The organism is Mycobacterium sp. TY815 (assembly GCF_030755135.1).
Lineage (GTDB): Bacteria > Actinomycetota > Actinomycetes > Mycobacteriales > Mycobacteriaceae > Mycobacterium.
Genome location: NZ_JAUFRX010000003.1, coordinates 414,537 through 435,414, shown reverse-complemented (window position 1 = coordinate 435,414; position 20,878 = coordinate 414,537). Strand labels below are relative to the sequence as shown.

Genomic DNA, 20,878 nt, shown 5'->3' with positions numbered 1-20,878 from the left:
GTCGACCAGTCCGAGTGGGAGGGCAGCGTTGTCGAACCTTGTTGCGGTTCCGGAGCTGATAACCTCCGCGGCAACGGATCTGGCGGGTATCAGGTCGGCGCTGTGCGCCGCCAACGCGTGCGCGGCGCCGCCCACCTCGGCCGTGCTGGCCGCCGGAGCCGACGAGGTGTCGGCGGCGGTAGCGGCGCTGTTCTCCGGCTACGCGCGGCAGTATCAGGCGCTGAGCGCCCAATCCGAGGCTTTTCACGACCGCTTCGTGCAGTTGCTGACCTCGGGCGCCGGGGTATACGCCGCGGCGGAAGCCACCAACGCCGGTCCGCTGCAGCCGGTGCTGGACCTCATCAATGCGCCCACCCAGGCGCTGCTGGGCCGGCCGTTGATCGGAAACGGGGCCGATGCCACGACGCCGGGAGGCGCCGGCGGGGCCGGCGGCCTGCTGCTCGGCAACGGCGGAAACGGCGCGGCCGGCGGGGCCGCTCAGGCCGGCGGCGCCGGCGGCGAGGCGGGTTTGATCGGCAACGGCGGTCGGGGCGGAACCGGCGGCAGCGGAGCCGGTGGCGGCGCCGGCGGCGCCGGCGGATGGCTGCTGGGCAACGGCGGTGGCGGCGGATCCGGCGGACTGGGCGGCGGCTTCGGCGGCGCCGGCGGGGCCGCCCGGGTGATCGGCTTCGGGGGCATCGGTGGTGCGGGCGGAGTCGGCGCACTCAGCGGCACCGGCGGCGGCGGGGGCGCCGGCGGCCAAGGTGGTTTCCTGTTCGGCGGTGGCGGCAACGGCGGTGCCGGGGGCTTGGGTGGATTGGCGGGTGGCAGCGGCGTAGGGGGCAATGGCGGCGCCGGTGGAGCCGGGGGCGCCGCAGGCCTGCTGTACGGCAACGGCGGCGTGGGCGGGTCCGGCGGCCAGGGCGGTGAGGCCGCAGGTGTCGCGGCCGGCGTCGGCGGCGACGGTGGCGCCGGCGGCCGGGGTGGTGACGCCGGATGGATCGGCACGGGCGGGAATGCCGGCGGTGGTGGAGCCGGCGGGGTCGGCGGAGTCGGCGGGTCGGGGGGCGACGGCGGTGACGGCGGGGCCGGCGGATCGGCGAAGTATCTCGGCACCGGCGGCAGCGGCGGGGCCGGCGGAGTGCCCAGTCCGCCCTTCGGCGTCGCCGTCGGCGGCACCGGCGGGCCCGGTGGCGCGAAGGGCCTGATCTTCGGCGCGGCCGGCTTACCGGGGCCCGACGGCTGAGCCGCCCTGGCTAGCATCCCAGGATGACCAGCTACGAGACCCTCAACTTCGCCCAGGACGGGCCCGTCACACGCATTGCGCTCAATCGGCCCGACGCGGCGAACAGCATCGACGATGTGATGGCCCGCGAGCTGATGGATGCGGCAAGCCGCTGCGATGTCGCCGAGACGAAGGTCGTCCTGCTCACCGGCAACGGCCGGTTCTTCTGCGCCGGAGGTGACCTGCAGGCGATGGCGCGCTCGCCCCTGGGTGCGGGCCGATTCGTCAAGGGCATCGCCGACGACCTGCACCGGGCGATCTCGACCTTCGCCCGCATGGACGCCGTGCTGGTCGTCGCCGTGAACGGCGCCGCGGCCGGGGCCGGATTCAGCCTTGCCCTGATGGGAGATCTGGTGCTGGCCGCCGAATCCGCGTCCTTCACGATGGCCTACACCAGGGCGGGACTGAGCCCCGACGGCAGTTCGTCGTACTACCTGCCGCGGCTGGTGGGAGTGCGGCGCACCCAGGAGCTGATGCTGACCAACCGACGGCTGTCGGCCACGGAGGCGGCACAGTGGCACCTGGTCACCGAGGCCGTGCCCGACGACGCGCTGACCGACCGGGCCGAAGCTCTCGTCACCCAAATGAGCTCTGCGGCAAAACTTTCCAGTTCGTCGGTGAAGAAGCTGCTGCTCATGAGCTTCAGCAACGGCTTGGAGGAACAGATGGAGATCGAAGGCCGCATGATCGCGGCATGCGCCGGTGGCCCCGACGGCCGGGAGGGCATCGACGCGTTCCTGAACAAGCGCCGACCCGAATTCGCCTAGGAGGGCCAGAGCAGCGCGGGGATCGCCCCTGGCGGCGGCCAGGCATGGTCGTTGCGGTAAGCCCATGTCTCCCAGGGGTTGTCGTAATAAGCCAGCGTCGTGATCACGCGGGACAAGTCTTCCTCGGGGTGCAACAACCAGTAGCCGTAACCGGCGATCGTTCCGCCCGTAGTCCAGGCGGAATAGCTGGCCGAGAACAGCGGCCCGAACAACCGGTTCTGCCAGACGTGCAGTGCTTCATGGTTGAGCATGAGATCCACGGCCTTCGGGCTGTAGCCGAGATGACTAGTGACGTTGCCGAACGTGGTGGCATAGCCGGGGAGCCCGATGCCGCCCCGGTAGACGTGCGAGCCCGCTACCGCGCTCAGCGCTGCATCGTAGTTGGAATTCGGGGTCGAATCGTTGACGATCTGTACGGCATAGCCCAGTGCGGTGCCCGGCGCCCCCCACGTGTAGTCCAGCAGGAAAGCGGCCCAGCCGCGCGGGTCACTGAAGTCGTAGATCGCGAATTGGCGAGCGATGAACCCGGTGACGCGGTCGATGGCGGAGCCGACCAGCAGTGACGAGTTCGTCGCCTCGGCGGCCGCGTACGTCTGGGCCGCCGCTTGGATCGACTGCCCGAACTGCTGTAGCAGCGCCCCCGTCTGCGCGCCCAGTGCCTGGTACTGCTGGCCGAATCCGGAGAAGAGGGCGGCGACCGCCACCGATATCTCGTCGGCGGCCGCCGACGCGAGAGCTGTAGTCGGCGCAGCCGCGGCCAGCCGCGCCGCCTCGAGGCCGGAACCGATGCCTGCGACGTCCGCGGTCGCCAGCGTCAGCAAGTCTGGCGCCACGAACAGCTGCGACATGCGGTTTCCTCCCCCAACCTGGAACGACTCCTGATTATGGACGGGAGTCGCCGGCGCCACCGGCATTTGATCGGCGTGGGAGGTCGAGCAGTGGAGCCGCCTAGGAGAATCGAACTCCTGACCTATTCATTACGAGTGAATCGCTCTACCGACTGAGCTAAGGCGGCCGTACCCTCGCGGGCGGCACGAGTCTAACGCAGTTGCTGGCCGATGGTTGCGACCATGGCGTCGACGGCGAACTTGGGCTTGACGTTGATCGCCAAGGCTTCACGGCATTCCAGCACGGCTTCGATGCAGCGCAGCAGCCGCTCGGGGGTGGCGTGCCCGGCCAGCGACGCCACCCGCTCGGCCATGTCAGGATGGTTCGCCCGAACCTGGCCGGCGTTCGCGGAGACCACCAGCGCATCCCGGAAGTAGGTGGCCAGGTCGATCAACGCCCGGTCCAGTGCGTCACGCGAGGCCCTGGTCTGCCGGGATTTCTGCCGTCGCTCCAGATCCTTGATCGCTCCTGTGGCGCCGCGCATCGCCCCGGCCGCACCTTTGCCGGTGCCGCCCGCTCCCAGCGCGGTGCGCAGTTCTTCCGTCTCGGCCTCGGCCCGCCCGGCAGTGAGCGCCACCGCCTCGGCTTCGGCCGCGGCGACCAGTTCCTCGGCCGCGGTGTACGCGCGCGCCGGCCGCGCGGCGTCACGTACCAGCTCCAGTGCCTGCTCGCGTCGCTGCCTGGCCTCCGGGTCAGTGGCCAGCCGGCGCGCCCGGCCGACGTGCCCGCCGCTGACGGACGCCGCCCAGCCGGCGGTGCCGGCGTCCAGTCCGTCGCCGTCGATCAGCACCTGCGCGATGGCCTCGGTGGGCGGTGTCACCAGCGCCACGTGCCGGCACCGGGAGCGCAGGGTGACGGCGATGTCCTCGGGATCCACCGACGGGGCGCACAGCAGGAAAACCGTCGACGGAGGCGGCTCCTCGACGACCTTCAGCAGGGCGTTGGCGGCGCCTTCGGTCAACCGGTCGGCGTCCTCGATCACCACGATCTGGTGGCGACCGGTGGTGGGGCGCCGGGACGCGACCTGCACGATGCCCCGCATCTCGTCCACACCGATCGACAGGCCTTCGGGGATGACCCGCCTGACGTCGGCGTGGGTGCCCGCCATCGTCGTCGAACAGGCGCGGCACGTCCCGCACCCCGGCTCGCCTTCTGACGTGCATTGCAGCGCCGCCGCGAAGCAAAGAGCGGCCACCGAACGGCCGGAACCCGGCGGACCGGTTATCAGCCATGCATGTGTCATAGTTCCCAGGCCGGCGCCTGCGTGACTCTGATCACCCTCGGCGGCACCGCGTGCGGACCGGGCGGCGGCGAGCAGTTCCGCTTCCACCGCCTGCTGGCCTACCAGCCGTGTAAACACCCCGGTCATCATCGGCAACAGTAGTGAGGACCCCCGACGGAGACCGATCAGCATCCGTTTTGCGATAAATCCGTGATCTTTCGGCAACTTTTGCCCACGTCGCACGACCTGCCGGGGACACTTTTAGTTTCCGGCGAGTCCCCGCTGACCGATACGGTGGGTGCGTGACCATGGCAACAACACTCCCGCGGCGGATCAGTGCATTCGCCAAGTGGGTGGTGCGCACTCCATGGCCGGTTTTCTCGCTGAGCATGTTGCAGGCCGACATCATCGGGGGCTTGTTCGTTCTGGGCTTCCTGCGTTACGGTCTGCCGCCGCACGACCGGATCGAGCTGGGCGACCTGCCGACGCTGAACGTCGCGATCTTCATCAGCTCGGTGATTTTTCTGTTCTTCGCGGGGTTCGCCTGGAACCTCAAATTGCTGGTGCCGGTTTTCCGCTGGCAACGCCGCGACAACCTGCTGGTCGAAGCCGACCCGTCGACCACCGAACTGGCCCGCACCCGGGCATTACGGATGCCGTTCTACCGCACGTTGACCAGCGCGGCGTCCTGGGCGGTCGGGAGCGTGGTGTTCATCATGGCCAGCTGGTCGGTGGCACGCCAGGCCGCGCCGGTCGTGGTGGTCGCCACCGCGCTGGGCGCCACCGCCACCGCGATCATCGGCTACCTGCAATCCGAACGGGTGCTGCGCCCCGTCGCCGTCGCCGCGCTGCGCAGTGGCGTACCCGAGAGCGTGCGGGCACCCGGCGTCATCCTGCGATTGATGCTGACCTGGGTGCTGTCGACGGCCGTCCCGCTGCTGGCGATCGTGCTGGCAGTGGTTTCGGACAAGATCGCGCTGCTGCACGCCTCGCCGGAGAAGCTGTTCAACCCCATCCTGCTGCTGGCGCTGGCGGCCCTGGGCATCGGAGCGGCCAGCACACTGCTGGTGTCGATGTCGATCGCCGACCCGCTGCGTCAGCTCCGCTGGGCGCTGTCGGAGGTGCAGCGAGGCAACTACAACGCGCACATGCAGATCTACGACGCCAGCGAGCTGGGACTGCTGCAGTCCGGCTTCAACGACATGGTGCGCGACCTGTCCGAACGGCAGCGGCTGCGCGACCTGTTCGGCCGTTACGTGGGCGAGGACGTGGCCCGGCGGGCCCTCGAGCGGGGCACCGAGCTGGGCGGGCAGGAGCGCGACGTCGCGGTGTTGTTCGTGGACCTGGTGGGGTCCACTCAGCTGGCGGCGTCGCGACCGCCCGTCGAGGTGGTCCACCTGCTCAACGAGTTCTTCCGTGTCGTGGTCGACACCGTCGGCCGGCACGGCGGGTTCGTCAACAAGTTCCAGGGCGACGCTGCGCTGGCGATCTTCGGCGCGCCGATCGAGCATCCGGACGGCGCCGGCGCCGCACTGGCCGCCGCCCGCGAGCTGCACGACGAGCTCATTCCCGTGCTGGGATCCGCCGAGTTCGGTATCGGCGTCTCGGCGGGCCGCGCCATCGCGGGGCATATCGGGGCGCAGGCGCGTTTCGAGTACACCGTCATCGGCGACCCGGTCAACGAAGCCGCCCGGCTCACCGAGCTGGCCAAGCTGGAGGAAGGGCATGTGCTGGCCTCGGCGATCGCGGTCAGCGGCGCCCTGGACGCCGAGGCCCTGTGCTGGGACGTGGGTGAGGTGGTCTTTCTGCGTGGCCGCGCCGCGCCCACGCAGCTGGCACGCCCGCTGAATCTGGCCGAGCCGGAGGGCGCCTGTGAATCGGAGGAAGTCTCCAGCGACGCGGGCCGCTAGCTGCGCTTGACGGCCTTCTTGGCCGGCGCCTTCTTGGCCGGTGCTTTGCGGGCGGCCTTCTTCGCGGTCCGCTTGACCGGCCCGCGGGCGCGGCGGTCGGCCAGCAGTTCCGCGGCGCGCTCATCGGTGATCGACAAGACGTCGTCGCCCTTGCGCAGGCTCGCGTTGGTCTCTCCGTCGGTGACGTACGGCCCGAAGCGGCCGTCCTTGATCACCATCGGCTTGCCCGAAGCAGGGTCGTTGCCCAGCTCACGCAGCGGAGGCGCCGAAGCAGCTTGCCGCCCCGAACGTTTGGGCTCGGAGTAGATCTTGAGCGCTTCGTCGAGGGTGATGGTGAACATCTGGTCCTCGGTCGCCAGCGAACGAGAATCGGTGCCGCGCTTGAGATATGGGCCATAACGCCCGTTCTGGGCGGTGATCTCCTCACCGGAGGCAGGGTCCACGCCGACGACCCGGGGCAGCGACAGCAGCTTCAGCGCGTCCTCGAGCGTCACCGTCTGCAGGTCCATGGTGCGCAACAGCGAACCGGTGCGCGGCTTCGGTCCGGTGGGCTTCTTGCCCTTCTTGGCGCCGGCGGCGGCGCCGCCGTCGTCACCCTCGGGCTTCGGCAGGACCTCGGTCACGTACGGCCCGTACCGGCCGTCCTTGGCCACGATCTCGTGGCCCGTCTGCGGGTCGACGCCGAGCACGCGTCCCTCCTGCGGAGTGGCGAAAAGCTCTTCTGCCACTTCGAGAGTCAGCTCGTCGGGGGTCAGCGAGTCGTTCAGGTTGGCCCGCTGCGGAGTCGGTTCACCGTCGTCACCGGTCACCGTGCGCTCCAGATACGGCCCGTTCTTGCCGACACGGACGTAGACAGGCCGGCCTTCGGCGTCGTCGAACACCTTGATGGAGTTCACTTCTCGCGCGTCGATGCCTTCGAGATTGACGCCCACCAGCTTCTTCAGGCCACCGGAGCGGGCCACCGAGTCGGGCACCCCGTGGTCGCCGCCGAAGTAGAAGTTGTTGAGCCAGTTGGTGCGTCGCTCGTTGCCGGAAGCGATCGCGTCGAGTTCGTCCTCCATCGCCGCGGTGAAGTCGTAGTCGACGAGCCGGCCGAAATGCTGTTCCAGCAATCCGATCACCGCGAAGGCGATCCAGGACGGCACCAGGGCGCTGCCCTTCTTGTACACGTACCCGCGGTCCTGGATGGTCTTGATAATGGACGAGTAGGTGGACGGCCGGCCGATACCCAGCTCCTCGAGCGCCTTGACCAGCGAAGCCTCGGTGTAGCGCGCGGGCGGGTTGGTGGAGTGGCCGTCCGGCGTCAGCTCGATGGCGGCCAGGCGCTGCCCCGGCGACAGGTTGGGCAGCCGGCGCTCGGCGTCGTCGGCCTCGCCGCCGGCCAGTTCGTCGACGGTTTCCACGTAGGCCTTGAGGAAGCCCGGGAAGGTCAGTGTGCGCCCGGACGCCGAGAACACCACCTGCTGCTCACCGGCGCGGCCTTCGATGCGCAGGCTCAGCGTGGTGCCCCGCGCATCGGCCATCTGTGAGGCCACCGTGCGTTGCCAGATCAGCTCGTAGAGCCGGAATTCGTCGCCGTCGAGCTCGCGGCGCACCGCGTCCGGGGTGGCGAAGGTCTCTCCGGCGGGCCGGATGGCCTCGTGCGCCTCCTGGGCGTTCTTCACCTTGCGGGTGTATTGCCGCGGCGACGGCGACACGTACTCCTCGCCGTAAAGCTGCCGCGCCTGGTTGCGCGCGGCGGTGATGGCCGACTGCGACAGGGTCGTCGAGTCGGTACGCATATAGGTGATGTAGCCGTTCTCGTACAGGCGCTGCGCGATGCTCATGGTGCGTTCCGAGGAGAACCGGAGCTTGCGGCCGGCCTCCTGCTGCAGCGTCGACGTCATGAAAGGCGGGTACGGACGACGGGTGTAGGGCTTCTCCTCGGCCGAAGCGACGCTGAGCTGCGCGCCCTGCAGGCTGGTGGCCAGCGCGGTCGCACCGGCCTCGTCGAGCACCACCACTTCGTCGGCCTTGCGCAGGGCGCCCAGTGAGTCGAAGTCACGGCCGGTGGCGACCCGCAGGCCGTCGACGTTGGTCAGACGCGCGGCGAACGTGGGCGGCTGGGCCTGCGGGTCGGACACGCTGGCGTCCAGCCTGGCCAGGATGTCCCAGTAGGACGCGCTGCGGAACGCCATCCGGTCGCGTTCGCGCTGCACGATGATCCGGGTGGCAACCGACTGGACCCGGCCCGCCGACAGTTTGGGCGCAACCTTCTTCCACAGCACGGGGCTGACCTCGTAGCCGTACAGCCGGTCCAGGATGCGGCGGGTTTCCTGCGCGTCGACCAGATCGATGTCCAGGTCGCGGGGGTTTTCGGCCGCCTCCAGGATGGCCGGTTCGGTGATCTCGTGGAACACCATCCGCTTGACCGGAACGCGCGGCTTGAGCGTCTCCATCAGGTGCCAGGCGATCGCCTCGCCTTCGCGGTCACCATCCGTTGCCAGATAGAGCTCGTCGACGTCCTTGAGCAGGCCTTTGAGCTCGGTGACGGTGCTCTTCTTCTCCGGACTGATGATGTAGAGCGGCTCGAAGTCGGCATCGACGTTCACGCCCAGCCGCGCCCACGGCTCGGACTTGAACTTCGCGGGCACGTCGGCGGCGGCGCGGGGCAGGTCGCGGATGTGACCGCGGGACGACTCGACGATGTAATTGGAACCCAGATATCCGGCCAGCTTGCGCGCCTTGGTGGGCGACTCCACGATCACGAGTCGCCGGGTGCTGCCGTTTCGGCCGCTGCTGCTAGCCCTCTTGGGGGCCCGGTCAACCAACTGCGCCTACGCTCCATCTCCTGTGTCGGCCCCTGGGCGGAACCGTCTCGCAGAAACAATGACAGGGCGGCTCCCCGATATTCCGGATTTCCGGTCCACCTTTGGTACGCCGCCGCGCCGTTGCCCCGCGGGCAACTGACAATTTCGCACCATTGGGCGGGCCCGCGCAAACCGGCCCACCCCGGCATGGGTGGCACACAGCGGTCAGACCCGTGGCCACTGCGCTGCCGCATCCGGGCCCTGCGGGGCCTCTCCCACGTTCTCTACCAGGCGCGATAGTCTGCGGCGACCGCTGATCCGCAGTGCCGGGCGGGCACCGCGGGTACCGATCAAAGTGGGTGCGATGCCGACCCTCATCAGAGCCGACGCCAGCGGTGAATGGGTGTCCGGCGCGTGCGGATCCAGCCCGAGCAGGTAACGGTCAGCTTCTGGACTGCCTGCCGCCAACGTCCAGGCCCGCAGCTCCCGCGGCCCGGGCAGCCAGCGCGGCGGAACCGTCTTCACCGCCCCTCGGGTCCATTCGGTGGCGATGCCGCGCAGCGACGGGTCCGCGGACGTCCGCACCAACGGGTGGTCCTCGTCGGTCCGGGTGATCTCGGGGGCCAGACCCGCCTCCCGGATCATCTCGGCCAGCGCCTCGGCACGCCAGGGCTCGTCGACGACCACCGACAGCCTGGCACCGGCGCCTACCGTCACTATCTGACCGGGTGCGGCCAGCAACCCGCACAAGTCTTCGACCGCGGGCGGGACCGATTCCGCGGCGAAGAAGGAAAGCTGGCTCACGCCACAGACAGTAGGCGAGCGAGTGGGCACGCGGCTCCTCCGTATCGGCGCGGCGGGCCGGTTCCGCTGTCCCAGAAACGAAAACCCCCGGACTGCTCCGGGGGTTCCGTCTGGGAATCTGCTCGAATCAGAGCGAGCGGACTCCGGTGGCCTGGGGGCCCTTAGGGCTGTGGCCGATCTCGAACTCGACCTTCTGGTTTTCTTCGAGGGTGCGGAAGCCCGTCCCCTGGATCTCCGTGTAGTGGACAAAAACATCCGCGGATCCATCTTCGGGGGCAATGAAACCAAAGCCCTTCTCCGCGTTGAACCACTTCACAGTTCCCTGTGGCATCTCTCGATCTTTCCTTTTCTTTCTGGGTGCGGGGCGCCGCCTTTCGATGCCCCGGGCCAGCCGCGACCGCCATACCTCGCAGAGTCGCCGGAACTTCACCCGACAGATAACCTCGCAGGAACCGCGACCGCAACGTCGATCCTGCGAAAGTTTTACACGAACACAGAAGCTGCGACCGCAATCAGTCAACCATGTTCAACGCGTCGGCGACAGTCTCTAGGCCCAGACATACCGCCGAATGGCGCGTCAATTTACGTCAGCGTCATCACCGGGGGCCGCGCCCGGCCGCGACGGGGCCGAGAAAGGTATCTGATGGCGAGTTTCGGCAGTGAACTGCTTGCCGCCGCGCTCGCCGGGACCGCACCCGACGAGCATCCGCTGCGGCACACCGCCGAGCTGCCGCCCCGGCCCGGCCGGCCGCAGGGTTGGCCGGCGTGGGCCCGGCCCGAGGTCGTGCGGGCGTTCACCGGCCGGGGACTCACGGTGCCGTGGTCGCATCAGTTGCAGGCCGCCGACCTTGCGCACGACGGGCGTCATGTGGTGGTGAGCACCGGTACCGCGTCGGGGAAGTCACTGGCCTACCAGCTGCCGGTGCTCAACGCGCTGGCCGACGATCCGCGGGCCCGGGTGCTCTATCTCTCGCCCACCAAGGCACTGGGGCATGACCAGCTGCGCGCGGCGCAGGCGCTGGTCACCGCCGCCGAGCTCGGCGACGTGGCGCCCACGGCCTACGACGGAGACAGCCCCACCGAGGTGCGGCGGTTCGCCCGCGAGCGCTCCCGGTGGATCTTCTCCAATCCCGACATGATCCACCTGTCGATCCTGCGCAACCATGCCCGGTGGGCCGTGCTGCTGCGCGGACTGCGCTTCCTGGTTGTCGACGAATGTCATTATTACCGAGGGGTTTTCGGTTCCAACGTGGCGATGGTGCTGCGTCGCCTGTTGCGGCTGTGCGCGCGCTATTCGTCGTACCCGACCGTGATATTCGCCAGCGCGACGACAGATTCCCCCGGACTGACGGCGACCGAGCTGATTGGCCAGCCGGTGACGGAGGTCACCGAGGACGGCTCGCCGCAAGGGGCGCGCACCGTCGCGTTGTGGGAGCCGGCCCTGTTGACCGACCTGGTGGGCGAGAACGGCGCCCCGGTGCGACGGTCGGCGGGGGCCGAGGCGTCCCGGGTGATGGCCGACCTGATTGTCGAGGGCGCGCAGACCTTGACCTTCGTGCGGTCCCGCCGCGCCGCCGAGCTGACGGCGCTGGGTGCCCAGGCACGACTGGGTGAGCTGGCGCCGCAACTGGTTCCGACTGTCGCCTCCTATCGCGCCGGATATCTGGCCGAGGACCGCAAAGCACTGGAGAACGCGCTGGCCGAGGGTCAGCTGCGGGGTGTGGCCACCACCAACGCCCTCGAGCTCGGCGTCGATATCGCGGGCCTGGACGCGGTGGTGCTGGCCGGGTTTCCCGGAACGGTCGCGTCGTTCTGGCAGCAGGCCGGCCGATCGGGGCGGCGCGGTCAGGGCGCGCTGGTGGTGCTCATCGCCCGCGACGACCCGTTGGACACCTACCTCGTGCACCACCCGTCGGCGTTGCTGGACAAGCCGGTCGAGCGCGTCGTCATTGATCCGCGCAATCCCTACATCCTGGGTCCGCAACTGCTCTGCGCGGCAACCGAACTCCCGCTCGACGAGGCCGAGGTGCGAGCTCTGGACGCCGTGGAGGTGACTGAGGGACTCGTCGACGACGGACTGCTGAAACGCCGCGGCAGCAAGTACTTCCCGGCACCCGGTATGGAACCCCACGGGGCGGTCGACATCCGCGGCTCGATCGGCGGTCAGATCGTGATCGTGGAATCCGACACCGGACGCCTGCTCGGCAACACCGGTACCGGACAGGCTCCGGCCTCCATTCATCCGGGCGCGGTGTACCTGCACCAGGGCGAGAGCTACGTCGTCGACTCTCTCGACCTGGAAGAAGGCATCGCTTTCGTCCACGCCGAGGACCCCGGCTATGCCACTTTCGCGCGGGAGATCACCGACATCGCGGTGACCGGACCGGGCGAGCGTTCTGCGTTCGGACCGGTCACGCTGGGCCTGGTGCCGGTGACGGTGACCCACCAGGTGGTCGGATACCTGCGCCGGCGGGGCAATGGTGAAGTGATCGACTTCGTCGAACTCAGCATGCCCGAGCATTCGTTGCCGACTACGGCGGTGATGTACACCATCGAGCCGGAGGCATTGGAGCGCAACGGTATTGAGTTGCTGCGCGTACCGGGGTCGCTGCATGCCGCCGAGCATGCGGCTATCGGGCTGCTCCCCTTGGTAGCCAGCTGCGACCGTGGCGACATCGGTGGACTGTCCACCGCGCTCGGTCCCGACGGTCTGCCGACCGTCTTCGTCTACGACGGATACCCGGGTGGTGCGGGATTCGCCGAACGCGGTTTCCACCGCGCCGCCACCTGGCTGGGTGCCACCGCCGCGGCCATTCAGGCGTGCGAATGCCCGAGCGGGTGCCCCTCGTGTGTGCAGTCGCCGAAGTGCGGCAACGGCAACGACCCGTTGGACAAGGCGGGTGCGGTGCGGGTGCTGCGACTGGTGTTGGACGCCATCGGACGCGTCGAGTAGGTCGCCCGGTCCTCCCCCAACAGGAGGAGGAAACTTCATCCTCCGGACCCGCCTGTTGGCCGAAGATGCGGAAACCCTTGTTGAGCGATGGTGATAGCTGCATCACCGGCGCTAAGCAAGGGGCAGCAGCGATGTCATTCGTAGTGGCCAGCACAGAGGCAGTGGCAGCGGCAGCAACCGACGCGGTGCGTATCGGGTCGACGCTGCTCTCGGCAAATGCGGCAGCCGCGTCGGCCACGACCTCGGTGCTGGCCGCGGGCGCCGATGAGATCTCGGCAGCGCTGGCCGCGCTGTTCTCCGGGCACGGGCAGGCCTATCAGAGCCTGAGTGCGCGAATGATGGCGCTTCACGACCAGTTCGTGCAGACCCTCGATGCCAGCGCGACAACGTATGCCAGGGCGGAAGCCGCCAACGTCTCGCCGTTGCAGTCGGTGCTGGACGCCCTCAACGCGCCGGTCCAGGCGGCGACCGGACGGCCGCTGATCGGCAACGGCGCGAACGCCGCCCCGGGGAGCGGGCTCAACGGCGGGGATGGCGGGTGGCTGATCGGCAGTGGCGGGGCCGGCGGCTCCGGTGTAACCGGCGCCAATCAGAACGGTGGCAATGGCGGTTCCGCCGGCCTCATCGGCGCCGGCGGTGCCGGCGGTGCGGGCGCGAATTCACCGGTGCCCGGAGGCGGCGCCGGCGGTGTCGGAGGGGCGGGCGGTACCGGCGGATGGCTCTGGGGCACTGGCGGCGCCGGTGGCGCCGGCGGAATGGCCGGCACGGGCGGATATGGCGGCAATGGCGGGGTCGGCGGAGCAGGTGGGCTGTTCGGTGGTGGCGGCGCTGGCGGCACCGGCGGCCAGGGCGGTGCCGACAACGGTGGAACCGGTGGCGCCGGCGGAGCGGGCGGACTGCTCTCCGGACTGGTCGGCAACAGCGGCGGAAACGGCGGCGCAGGGGGATACAGCGGTGCGACCGGGGGCGCCGGGGGCGCCGGGGGCGAGGGCGGGTTCTTCGGCGGGTCCGGCGGTGCCGGCGGGGCCGGCGGTTACGGCAGCGGCGGCGGCGGCGGCGGAACGGGCGGCACCGCGGGGGCGTTGTTCGGGCACGGCGGCGCGGGTGGCCTGGGAGGTGACGCCATCGGCACCGGGGGTCGTGGTGGCGCCGGCGGTGACGCCGGACTGTTGTTCTCTACCGGCGGGGCCGGTGGAGGCGGCGGGTCGGGCTATCTCGACAGCGGCGGATCCGGCGGATCCGGCGGCAACGGCGGTCTGCTGGGATTCGGCGGCAGCGGAGGGGCCGGCGGCTTCGGCGGTGGCGGCGTGTGGGGGTACGGGGGCGTCGGTGGCACAGGTGGCGACGGCGGCCGAGGCGGCCTGCTGTTCGGCAATGGCGGTGCCGGTGGGGCCGGCGGCGAGGGCGGCATTACCGGCGGAGGTAATGGCGGCAACGGCGGCAACGCTGTCCTGATCGGCAATGGCGGCAACGCCGGCACCGGCACGGTCACAGGTACCGGCGGTACCGGCGGGACCGTGCTGGGTCTGGACGGCTTCCACGCCTCGCTCAGTCAGAATCCGCTGCACATCGCCCAGCAGCAGGTACTGCAAACGATCAACGCGCCCGTTCAGTCCCTGACCGGGCGCCCGCTGATCGGCAACGGCACCCCTGGTGCGGCGGGGAGCGGAGCCGACGGTACTCCCGGCGGATGGTTGCTCGGCGATGGCGGCGCCGGCGGCGCCGCCGAAAGCGGCAGCGGACTCAGCGGCGGCGCCGGCGGAGCGGCAGGACTCTTCGGCACCGGAGGCAATGGTGGGGGCGGCGCGGCACCCCCCACCGGCACGGGAGGTACGGGTGGCGCCGGTGGCGCCGGCGGATGGATCTCCGGCAACGGTGGAATCGGCGGGGCGGGCGGCGGCGGACACAACCTCGGCGGAGTCGGCGGCCTCGGCGGCGCCGGAGGCACCGGTGGGAACGGCGGACTATTCGGCGCTGGCGGACAAGGTGGGGTGGGCGGCACCTGCCTCACCGGAATCGGCATCGGCGGCACCGGCGGCACCGGCGGAACCGGCGGACTGCTAGGACCCCTGTCCGGCGGTGGCGCCGGCGGCGACGGCGGAATGGGAATCAGTTCCGGCGGCGTCGGCGGCCGGGGCGGCGACGCCGGCCTCCTGGGCGGCTCGGGTGGTGGAGGCGGATTCGGCGGCCCCGGTGAGAACGAAGCCGGTGGCAACGGCGGAGCCGGCGGCAACGCCGGGCTGGCTTTCGGCGACGGCGGGATCGGCGGCGCTGGCGGATCGACGCACGGGGCGATATTCAAGCCCGGCGGCATAGGTGGCGACGGCGGCGCCGGCGCGCGACTGTTCGGCAACGGCGGCGCCGGCGGGGCCGGCGGAAACACCTACACCCAGAAAGGCGGCTTTGGAGGCGCCGGCGGCGCCGCCGGACTGATCGGCGGCGGCGGGGCCGGCGCGGCCGGTGGCTATGGCAGCTTTGATCAATCCGGTGACGGCGGGCGCGGCGGGGCCGGAGGGAGGTGGTTGGGCTTCGGGGGCGGCGGTGGCGCCGGTGGCCCGGCTGGGAGCTCATTCGGAGCAATTGGAGGGCTAGGCGGGCCGGGCGGCGCTGCCGGGTGGTTCGGCGGTGGCGGCAACGGCGGCAATGGCGGCACCGGAAGCAGCACCGGATTGGCCGGCATCGGTGGCGCCGGCGGCACGGTGTTCGGGCAGACGGGACTCGACGGGTTGCCCTGACCGGCCTCCGCTCGGCGGCCTGGTACCTCCCCAAAATTGGTGGTTTCATTTTTCGGAAAAGGCGCTACGGTGCTCATATCCATCGCTGCACAGCGAGGGATAGCAGACACTGGCCGAGTCTGTCGTCGTAGACCGATTGGGAGGTGTCATGTCGTTTGTCAACGCGGCGCCCGACCGCTTGGTGGCAGCCGCTCGCAATCTTGCGGGTATCGGTTCAACGCTCAGCGCTTCCAATGCAAGTGCCGCGGCGCCGACACTGGCCGTGTCGGCAGCTGCCAGCGATCAGGTATCGGCCGCGGTCGCCGCGTTCTTCTCCGGACATGCCCGGGGCTATCAGACGCTCAGTGCTCAGGCAGCGAAATTCCACGACCAGTTCGTGCAGGCGCTCAACGCCGATGCCAACAGTTACGCCTCAACCGAGTCCGCCAACGCCTCCCCGCTTCGCCAATTGTTTGATGCAGCACCCGAAACGGCCGCGCCCGGCAGCGGCGAGACGATCAAGGCGGCTACCGGAGCACCCGCCGGCGCTACCGGCGTTCCGTACGACGGGGGTGTCGTTCGTGGCGGTACTGCGAATCCTCGATCCGGCAGCGCGGCCCGCCCGGTGGGCGGCGGCTCCGCGCCCAGGGGAGTGGGGAATGGCGCGTCGACCGAAGCGGGCACGCCCAGCGGGACATGCGGCAGCGGCGGTGTGTTGGTCCGCCCCGCGACATTCAGCCCACCCGCGGCCGGCTGGTCCGGCGGTGCTGCCAGAGCCGGTGCGTCCGGCGGACTGCTGAGCCGCCTGGTCGACGCCGACGGCGGAAACGACCGGTCCGGCAGTGGCAGCGACAGTGGCAGTGGCAGTGGCGCACGCAACGGCGTCTGGCTCGACGGGATCCGCGGTGCCGGCCTCAAGGGCTGTGGCAGCGGGCTGCACACCGTCCAACGCGGTCTCGGAGCCGGCGGCAGTGGCGGACTGCTGACCGGCGCCAACGTTGTCGGCGGCGCGTAAGAATTAGCTTTCGGCCGGCGCCACGTCATTACCCTTTAAGCAAACCGCGGACGCGTCGGCTATATCGGCTTGGGGCATTTAACGTCCACCGCGTTGGACTGCTTTGGCCGCCACTTGACGCTTCCCTAAAAGAATTTCAAATTCCTGCTTTCCGCACAGGTGCGCCAAGGTGCCATTGTGCAAATAACCCGGCGACGTTCCGGCAGCAATTTCATAACGGCGCGGAATGCAGGCAAACCACGCGCATCGGAGCGGAAATCGATACGATCCGCTCGGGCGCGCCCGCGACTCGGGACAGAAATACGAGCACACTGAGCCGATCAGCCTGCCGACGACTCACCCCCGGAGCCATTTTTGTCCAGACAGCTTGCGGTGCAACGCATTCCATGCTGCCCGATCAGCAATGGAAGACGATCGGTGTGATCCCGAACACCAATGACGGTGCATATCCGATGGATGGCGACCGACCCCTCGACGGTCGACCTCCACGGACCTGCCGATGCGGTCGACAACACAATCCGAGGTCGCACAGCCAAACTGCGAGTGCAGCAGCAACGTACCCGGCTTCGACTACCCGACGCAACATGCAAGTGGGCCATTTCACGAAAAAATTTCGACCCGAATCCGCCCGACGGTATGACAAACGCGCAGTCCTATACCCGCGCGTGTGACCTCTGCGCGGAATGCCTACTACGGCACTCAACTGGGCGCCGGACACCGTCGTGCTGTACGTGCAAATGCCGCGGAGACAACAGATTTGACGCCTGAGTCAGCGATTGACCTCAGGCCTGCCCGCCTGACGGACCGGGAAGGCGGACAGGTCGTATCTGATCGCGGGTCTTGCTGGTGAGCGAGTCAGCAGATCCAGCCGACTCTCAGCGGCTCTTGAGTCCGCCGCCGGGCGGCTGCCGGGCGAATCGCGAGAACGGGCTAAAGCCTCGGTGGCCTGCCGAATCTGCCTTGAACCGCAACGAAATTCCGCCTGGCTTCGTACCTGCGGAACCGTGCCGGGGGTGCCGCTCACGCACCCTGCCCTGTCAACGGGGCGACCGGTGATCGCCTAAGCTGCACCCTATGGGCCACGACTGGCTGCTCGTGGAGACGCTAGGGGACGAACCTGCCGTCGTCGCTCAGGGACGGCAACTCAAGAACCTGGTTCCGATCACCAGCTTCCTGCGCCGCAGCCCGAACTTGTCGGCCGTTAAGACGGCGATCGCCGAATCGGTGCAGACCGGCCAGGCACTGACCAGCATCACTCCCAAGAGCGACCGCGTCATCCGCACCGAACCGGTGATGATGTCGGACGGCCGCATGCATGGTGTGCATGTGTGGACCGGACCGATCGACGAGGAGCCGCCTGAGCGACCCGTGGTGGGTCCGCTGAAGTGGGACCTGACCTGCGGGGTGGCGACCGACACACCGGAGTCGCTGGCCAACAGCGGCAAGAATGCCGAGGCCGAGGTGACGTACGGCAGAGCCTTCGCCGAGGACCTGCCGTCACGGGAACTCAACCCGAACGAAACCAAAGTCCTGGCCATGGCGGTAAGGGCGGAGCCGGGCCAAACACTGTGCAGCACATGGGACCTGACCGATTGGCAAGGCAATCCCATCCGGATCGGCTTCGCCGCCCGCAGCGCGCTGGAGCCAGGAGCGGACGGACGCGACCACCTGGTGGCCCGCGCCATGAACTGGCGTGCCGAACGCAAAGGCCCAGCGGTGGTCGCCGACGACCTGGCACAGCGGATCCTCAACGGCCTCGCGCAGGCCGGCGTGCACCGCGCGCTCGTCGACCTCAAGAATTGGACCCTGTTGAAGTGGCTGGACGAGCCGTGCTCGTTCTACGACTGGCGCGGCAACGAGGGCAGGCAGCGCGTCCACCCCGATGACGAAGCCGTGTTGCATTCCATGACAGAAGAATTCACCGACGGAGCGACCAGTCGGGTGTTGCGGTTGCCGGGTAACGACAGCGAGTGGGTGCCGGTGCACGTCACCGTCAACCGGGTGGAGCTGGAACCCGAGACCTTCGCCGGCTTGATCTCGCTGCGGTTGCCGACTGAGGACGAGGCCGCTGCGGCGGGATTTTCGGCAGTAGTCGACCCCACCTAACCGAAACCTGCGTGGCGACGCACCCTGTCGCGATACCGTGCCTGGCAGGCAGCCGTGATTGGCCGCGGTGCGGAGGTATTCAGATGTCGCTCCTGCGCGTGAGCCCGGAACTGCTCAATACTGCCGCAGCGGACTTGTCCCGCCTCGCGTCCGGCATCAGCGCGGCAAACGCGGCGGTCCCGATCGGCTCGCTGCTACCTGCGGCTGAAGATGAGGTATCGGCCGCCGCGGCAGCGCTATTCAGTTCGTACGGTGCGATCTGTCAGGAAGCGACCGCGCGCGCGGTCGCATTCCACAACCAGTTTGTCGATGCACTGGCTCTCGGGGCAGCGTCGTACGCGAGTGCCGAAGCCGACACCAGTACCCTGCTGAACGCCATCAACGCCCCCGCTCAGGCATTGCTGGGCCGGCCACTTATCGGTAACGGCAGCAACGGTGCGGCGGGGACCGGACAGAACGGCGGGCCGGGTGGGATCTTGATCGGCAACGGAGGAGCTGGCGGTTCCGGCGCCCCCGGGCAGAAGGGCGGAAACGGCGGGAATGCGGGACTATTCGGCACTGGCGGCGCGGGGGGAGTGGGCGGATTCGGCCTCCCTGGTGGTCACGGCGGCCCAGGGGGCTCCGGCGGTTCGGGCTGGCTGTTCGGCGGTGGTGGGAACGGTGGTACCGGCGGTGGCTCTCTGGACGGCAACGGTGGAAGCGGCGGGTCCGGCGGCAACGCGGGATGGTTCGGCGTCGGCGGCAGGGGTGGCGTCGGCGGGGTCAGCGCCCACCATGTCGGTGGTAGTGGGGGATCCGGCGGCCACGGCGGCGGCGTATTCGGTGCCGGCGGCGCGGGGGGCAACGGCGGACAAGCCGACGACGATGTTGGGGGCGCCGGGGGATCCGGCGGGCATGGCGGCTGGCTGTACGGTGCCGGGGGCGCCGGCGGGACTGGGGGAAATGGCGGCCAGTACGGCGGTATCGGCGGAGTGGGCGGCATGGCGGGGCTGATCGGCAACGGTGGTGCGGGCGGCGACGGCGGCACCGGCCTCGCGGCCCAGGGCGGGATCGGGGGTGTAGGCGGCGCAGCCGGGCTGGCCGGTTCTGGCGGTGACGGAGGCCAGGGCGGGACCGGAGGTACCGACGGCGGCATCGGCGCCGCGGGCGGACGTGGCGGAATGCTGATCGGTTCCGGCGGGGCAGGAGGCGACGGCGGCAATGGCCAACCCTCCACCGGTGGCGACGGTGGAGCCGGCGGGGCGGCCGGGTTGTTCGGGTCAGGTGGCGCCGGCGGAGACGGCGGCGTCGGTCACGACAAGGGTGGCGCCGGTGGCACCGGCGGGTCCGTCTTGCTCTGGGGCGACGGCGGAACCGGGGGTGATGGCGGCGTTGCCGGCCTCGACGGCGGGGCGGGCGGTTCGGGGGGCAACGGCGGTGTGCTCTACGGTGCCGGCGGTGCCGGCGGCGCAGGCGGCTGGGGTGGTTTCAGCATTGCCGGACACGGTGGAGACGGAGGCGCCGGCGGGAAGGCCGGGCTGTTCGGAAGCGGCGGAAATGGTGGGGCTGGCGGCATCACCGCCGCCGTCGGCAGTACCGGTGGTGATGGGGGCAAAGGCGGCGACGCGTGGCTGGTCGGCGATGGCGGAAACGGCGGGGACGCCGGGCCCGCGACCAACCCGGGGCAGGCCGGTGCCGCCGGGACGGGCGGTCTTGTGCTGGGTCAGGCTGGTGTCGGGGGATCGCCTTAGCGGGCGGGCAGGACACGGCGTGCCCATCGCTTGGCGATGCCACCTCACGTTGGCCTGGCCGGAAAGCTAAGTCCCAGTTACTGGCCCCGCCCGCGCGCCAGCACGCGCCGCGCCCGCGACAGGCACAGCTATCTCGACGCTGACGACTAGATCGAGGTCTTGCACCACGCACTCGACATCGCGAACCCGCATCTCCCTGACCACGGCCCTTGCGCGCGCACAGGCCACCGAAGCACCTTGCGGCAGCGCTGCGGCCCCGGCGAGGGCACCGAGATCGGCCGCCGCCTGAGCCCGGTGGCGCGCCACCACCACCGAACCCACATAGACCCCTGCCGCCGTGATGAACAGCAGTACGGCGACCATCGCCACCCCGACCAGCGTGGCCGAGCCGCGATCATCGCGGTTCCTCGGCCGACACCGCTCGAGCGGCAATGTCGATGGCCGGCAGGAGCTTTGAGCGTGCGACGACGGTGGCGACCAGATAGCCGCCGTCACGACGCAGCCGCACCTGCGCGCCTGGCGGAGCGATCCGCCGCGCCACTTCGAGCGCGTTGTCGCGGTCGCCGCGCGCCGCCAACCGGGCCGCTTCGCGTGCCGCGTCGACGCAGCGCACTTGCATCGACACGGCCGTGATCCCGGCCAGGCACAGCACCAGCACCACCACCAGAGCGGCGATCGCCAAGGCCGCCTCGACGGTGCTCGCGCCCGCACTGTCG

Annotated in this window: 14 protein-coding genes, 1 tRNA gene and 1 pseudogene; 8 read left to right on the top strand and 8 right to left on the bottom strand. The window is 69.8% G+C overall.

What is annotated here, in order from left to right:
* Window positions 1-28: 28 nt before the first annotated feature.
* Both QXK92_RS27835 and QXK92_RS27830 read left to right on the top strand, forming a co-directional pair.
* Window positions 29-1,222 (top strand): annotated as a pseudogene (locus QXK92_RS27835) (PE family protein); the annotation flags it as partial.
* Window positions 1,223-1,248: 26 nt separating this feature from the next.
* Window positions 1,249-2,031, top strand: a complete 783-nt coding sequence (locus QXK92_RS27830; RefSeq protein ID WP_306247186.1) for an enoyl-CoA hydratase/isomerase family protein — start codon at window positions 1,249-1,251, stop codon at window positions 2,029-2,031.
* Here QXK92_RS27830 and QXK92_RS27825 read toward each other — a convergent pair.
* From QXK92_RS27825 to QXK92_RS27815, 3 genes are all read right to left on the bottom strand, one after another.
* A complete protein-coding gene (locus QXK92_RS27825; RefSeq protein ID WP_306247184.1) occupies window positions 2,028-2,879 on the bottom strand; it encodes a PE family protein in 852 nt (283 codons plus the stop codon). The genes QXK92_RS27830 and QXK92_RS27825 overlap by 4 nt on opposite strands.
* 91 nt (window positions 2,880-2,970) lie before the next feature.
* Window positions 2,971-3,046: transfer RNA gene (locus QXK92_RS27820), tRNA-Thr, on the bottom strand.
* 24 nt (window positions 3,047-3,070) lie between these two features.
* Window positions 3,071-4,288, bottom strand: a complete 1,218-nt coding sequence (locus QXK92_RS27815; protein WP_306247181.1) for a DNA polymerase III subunit delta' — start codon at window positions 4,286-4,288, stop codon at window positions 3,071-3,073.
* 161 nt (window positions 4,289-4,449) lie between these two features.
* Here QXK92_RS27815 and QXK92_RS27810 point away from each other — a divergent pair, with 161 nt between their 5' ends.
* Window positions 4,450-6,051, top strand: coding sequence for an adenylate/guanylate cyclase domain-containing protein (locus QXK92_RS27810; protein ID WP_306247180.1), 1,602 nt, complete (start codon window positions 4,450-4,452; stop codon window positions 6,049-6,051).
* Here the strand turns inward: QXK92_RS27810 and topA are convergent.
* The 3 genes from topA to cspA form a co-directional block, all read right to left on the bottom strand.
* The gene (gene topA / locus QXK92_RS27805; protein ID WP_306247178.1) at window positions 6,048-8,861 is read right to left on the bottom strand and encodes a type I DNA topoisomerase; all 2,814 of its coding nucleotides are present in this window, start codon (window positions 8,859-8,861) and stop codon (window positions 6,048-6,050) included. The genes QXK92_RS27810 and topA overlap by 4 nt on opposite strands.
* Before the next feature lie 204 nt (window positions 8,862-9,065).
* Entirely contained in the window at window positions 9,066-9,644 is a 579-nt protein-coding gene (locus QXK92_RS27800; protein ID WP_306247176.1) for a hypothetical protein, read from the bottom strand.
* Window positions 9,645-9,771: 127 nt separating this feature from the next.
* On the bottom strand, window positions 9,772-9,975 hold the full coding sequence (gene cspA / locus QXK92_RS27795) for a cold shock protein CspA (protein ID WP_003419650.1): 204 nt from the start codon (window positions 9,973-9,975) through the stop codon (window positions 9,772-9,774).
* Window positions 9,976-10,287: 312 nt separating this feature from the next.
* Between cspA and QXK92_RS27790 the strand changes: the two genes are divergently transcribed.
* The 5 genes from QXK92_RS27790 to QXK92_RS27770 all read left to right on the top strand — a co-directional run bounded on the left by QXK92_RS27790 (window position 10,288) and on the right by QXK92_RS27770 (window position 20,162).
* Window positions 10,288-12,597: a DEAD/DEAH box helicase gene (locus QXK92_RS27790; protein WP_306247172.1), complete on the top strand. Its 2,310-nt coding sequence runs from the start codon at window positions 10,288-10,290 to the stop codon at window positions 12,595-12,597.
* A gap of 131 nt (window positions 12,598-12,728) precedes the next feature.
* Window positions 12,729-15,332: a PE family protein gene (locus QXK92_RS27785; RefSeq protein ID WP_306247171.1), complete on the top strand. Its 2,604-nt coding sequence runs from the start codon at window positions 12,729-12,731 to the stop codon at window positions 15,330-15,332.
* 148 nt (window positions 15,333-15,480) lie between these two features.
* A complete protein-coding gene (locus tag QXK92_RS27780) occupies window positions 15,481-16,326 on the top strand; it encodes a PE family protein (protein ID WP_306247169.1) in 846 nt (281 codons plus the stop codon).
* A 1,074-nt stretch (window positions 16,327-17,400) separates the two neighbouring features.
* Complete coding sequence (locus QXK92_RS27775) at window positions 17,401-18,432, top strand: PAS domain-containing protein (protein ID WP_306247167.1); 1,032 nt, start codon at window positions 17,401-17,403, stop codon at window positions 18,430-18,432.
* 83 nt (window positions 18,433-18,515) lie between these two features.
* The gene (locus QXK92_RS27770) at window positions 18,516-20,162 is read left to right on the top strand and encodes a PE family protein (protein WP_306247165.1); all 1,647 of its coding nucleotides are present in this window, start codon (window positions 18,516-18,518) and stop codon (window positions 20,160-20,162) included.
* 66 nt (window positions 20,163-20,228) lie between these two features.
* Here the strand turns inward: QXK92_RS27770 and QXK92_RS27765 are convergent, their stop codons facing one another.
* Together QXK92_RS27765 and QXK92_RS27760 are read right to left on the bottom strand one after the other, a co-directional pair.
* Window positions 20,229-20,525 carry an Rv3654c family TadE-like protein gene (locus QXK92_RS27765; RefSeq protein WP_306247984.1) on the bottom strand — a complete coding sequence of 99 codons (297 nt, stop codon included), beginning with the start codon at window positions 20,523-20,525 and terminating at the stop codon, window positions 20,229-20,231.
* Between the two features lie 31 nt (window positions 20,526-20,556).
* A complete protein-coding gene (locus QXK92_RS27760; RefSeq protein ID WP_306247164.1) occupies window positions 20,557-20,844 on the bottom strand; it encodes a TadE family type IV pilus minor pilin in 288 nt (95 codons plus the stop codon).
* Window positions 20,845-20,878: the final 34 nt, after the last annotated feature.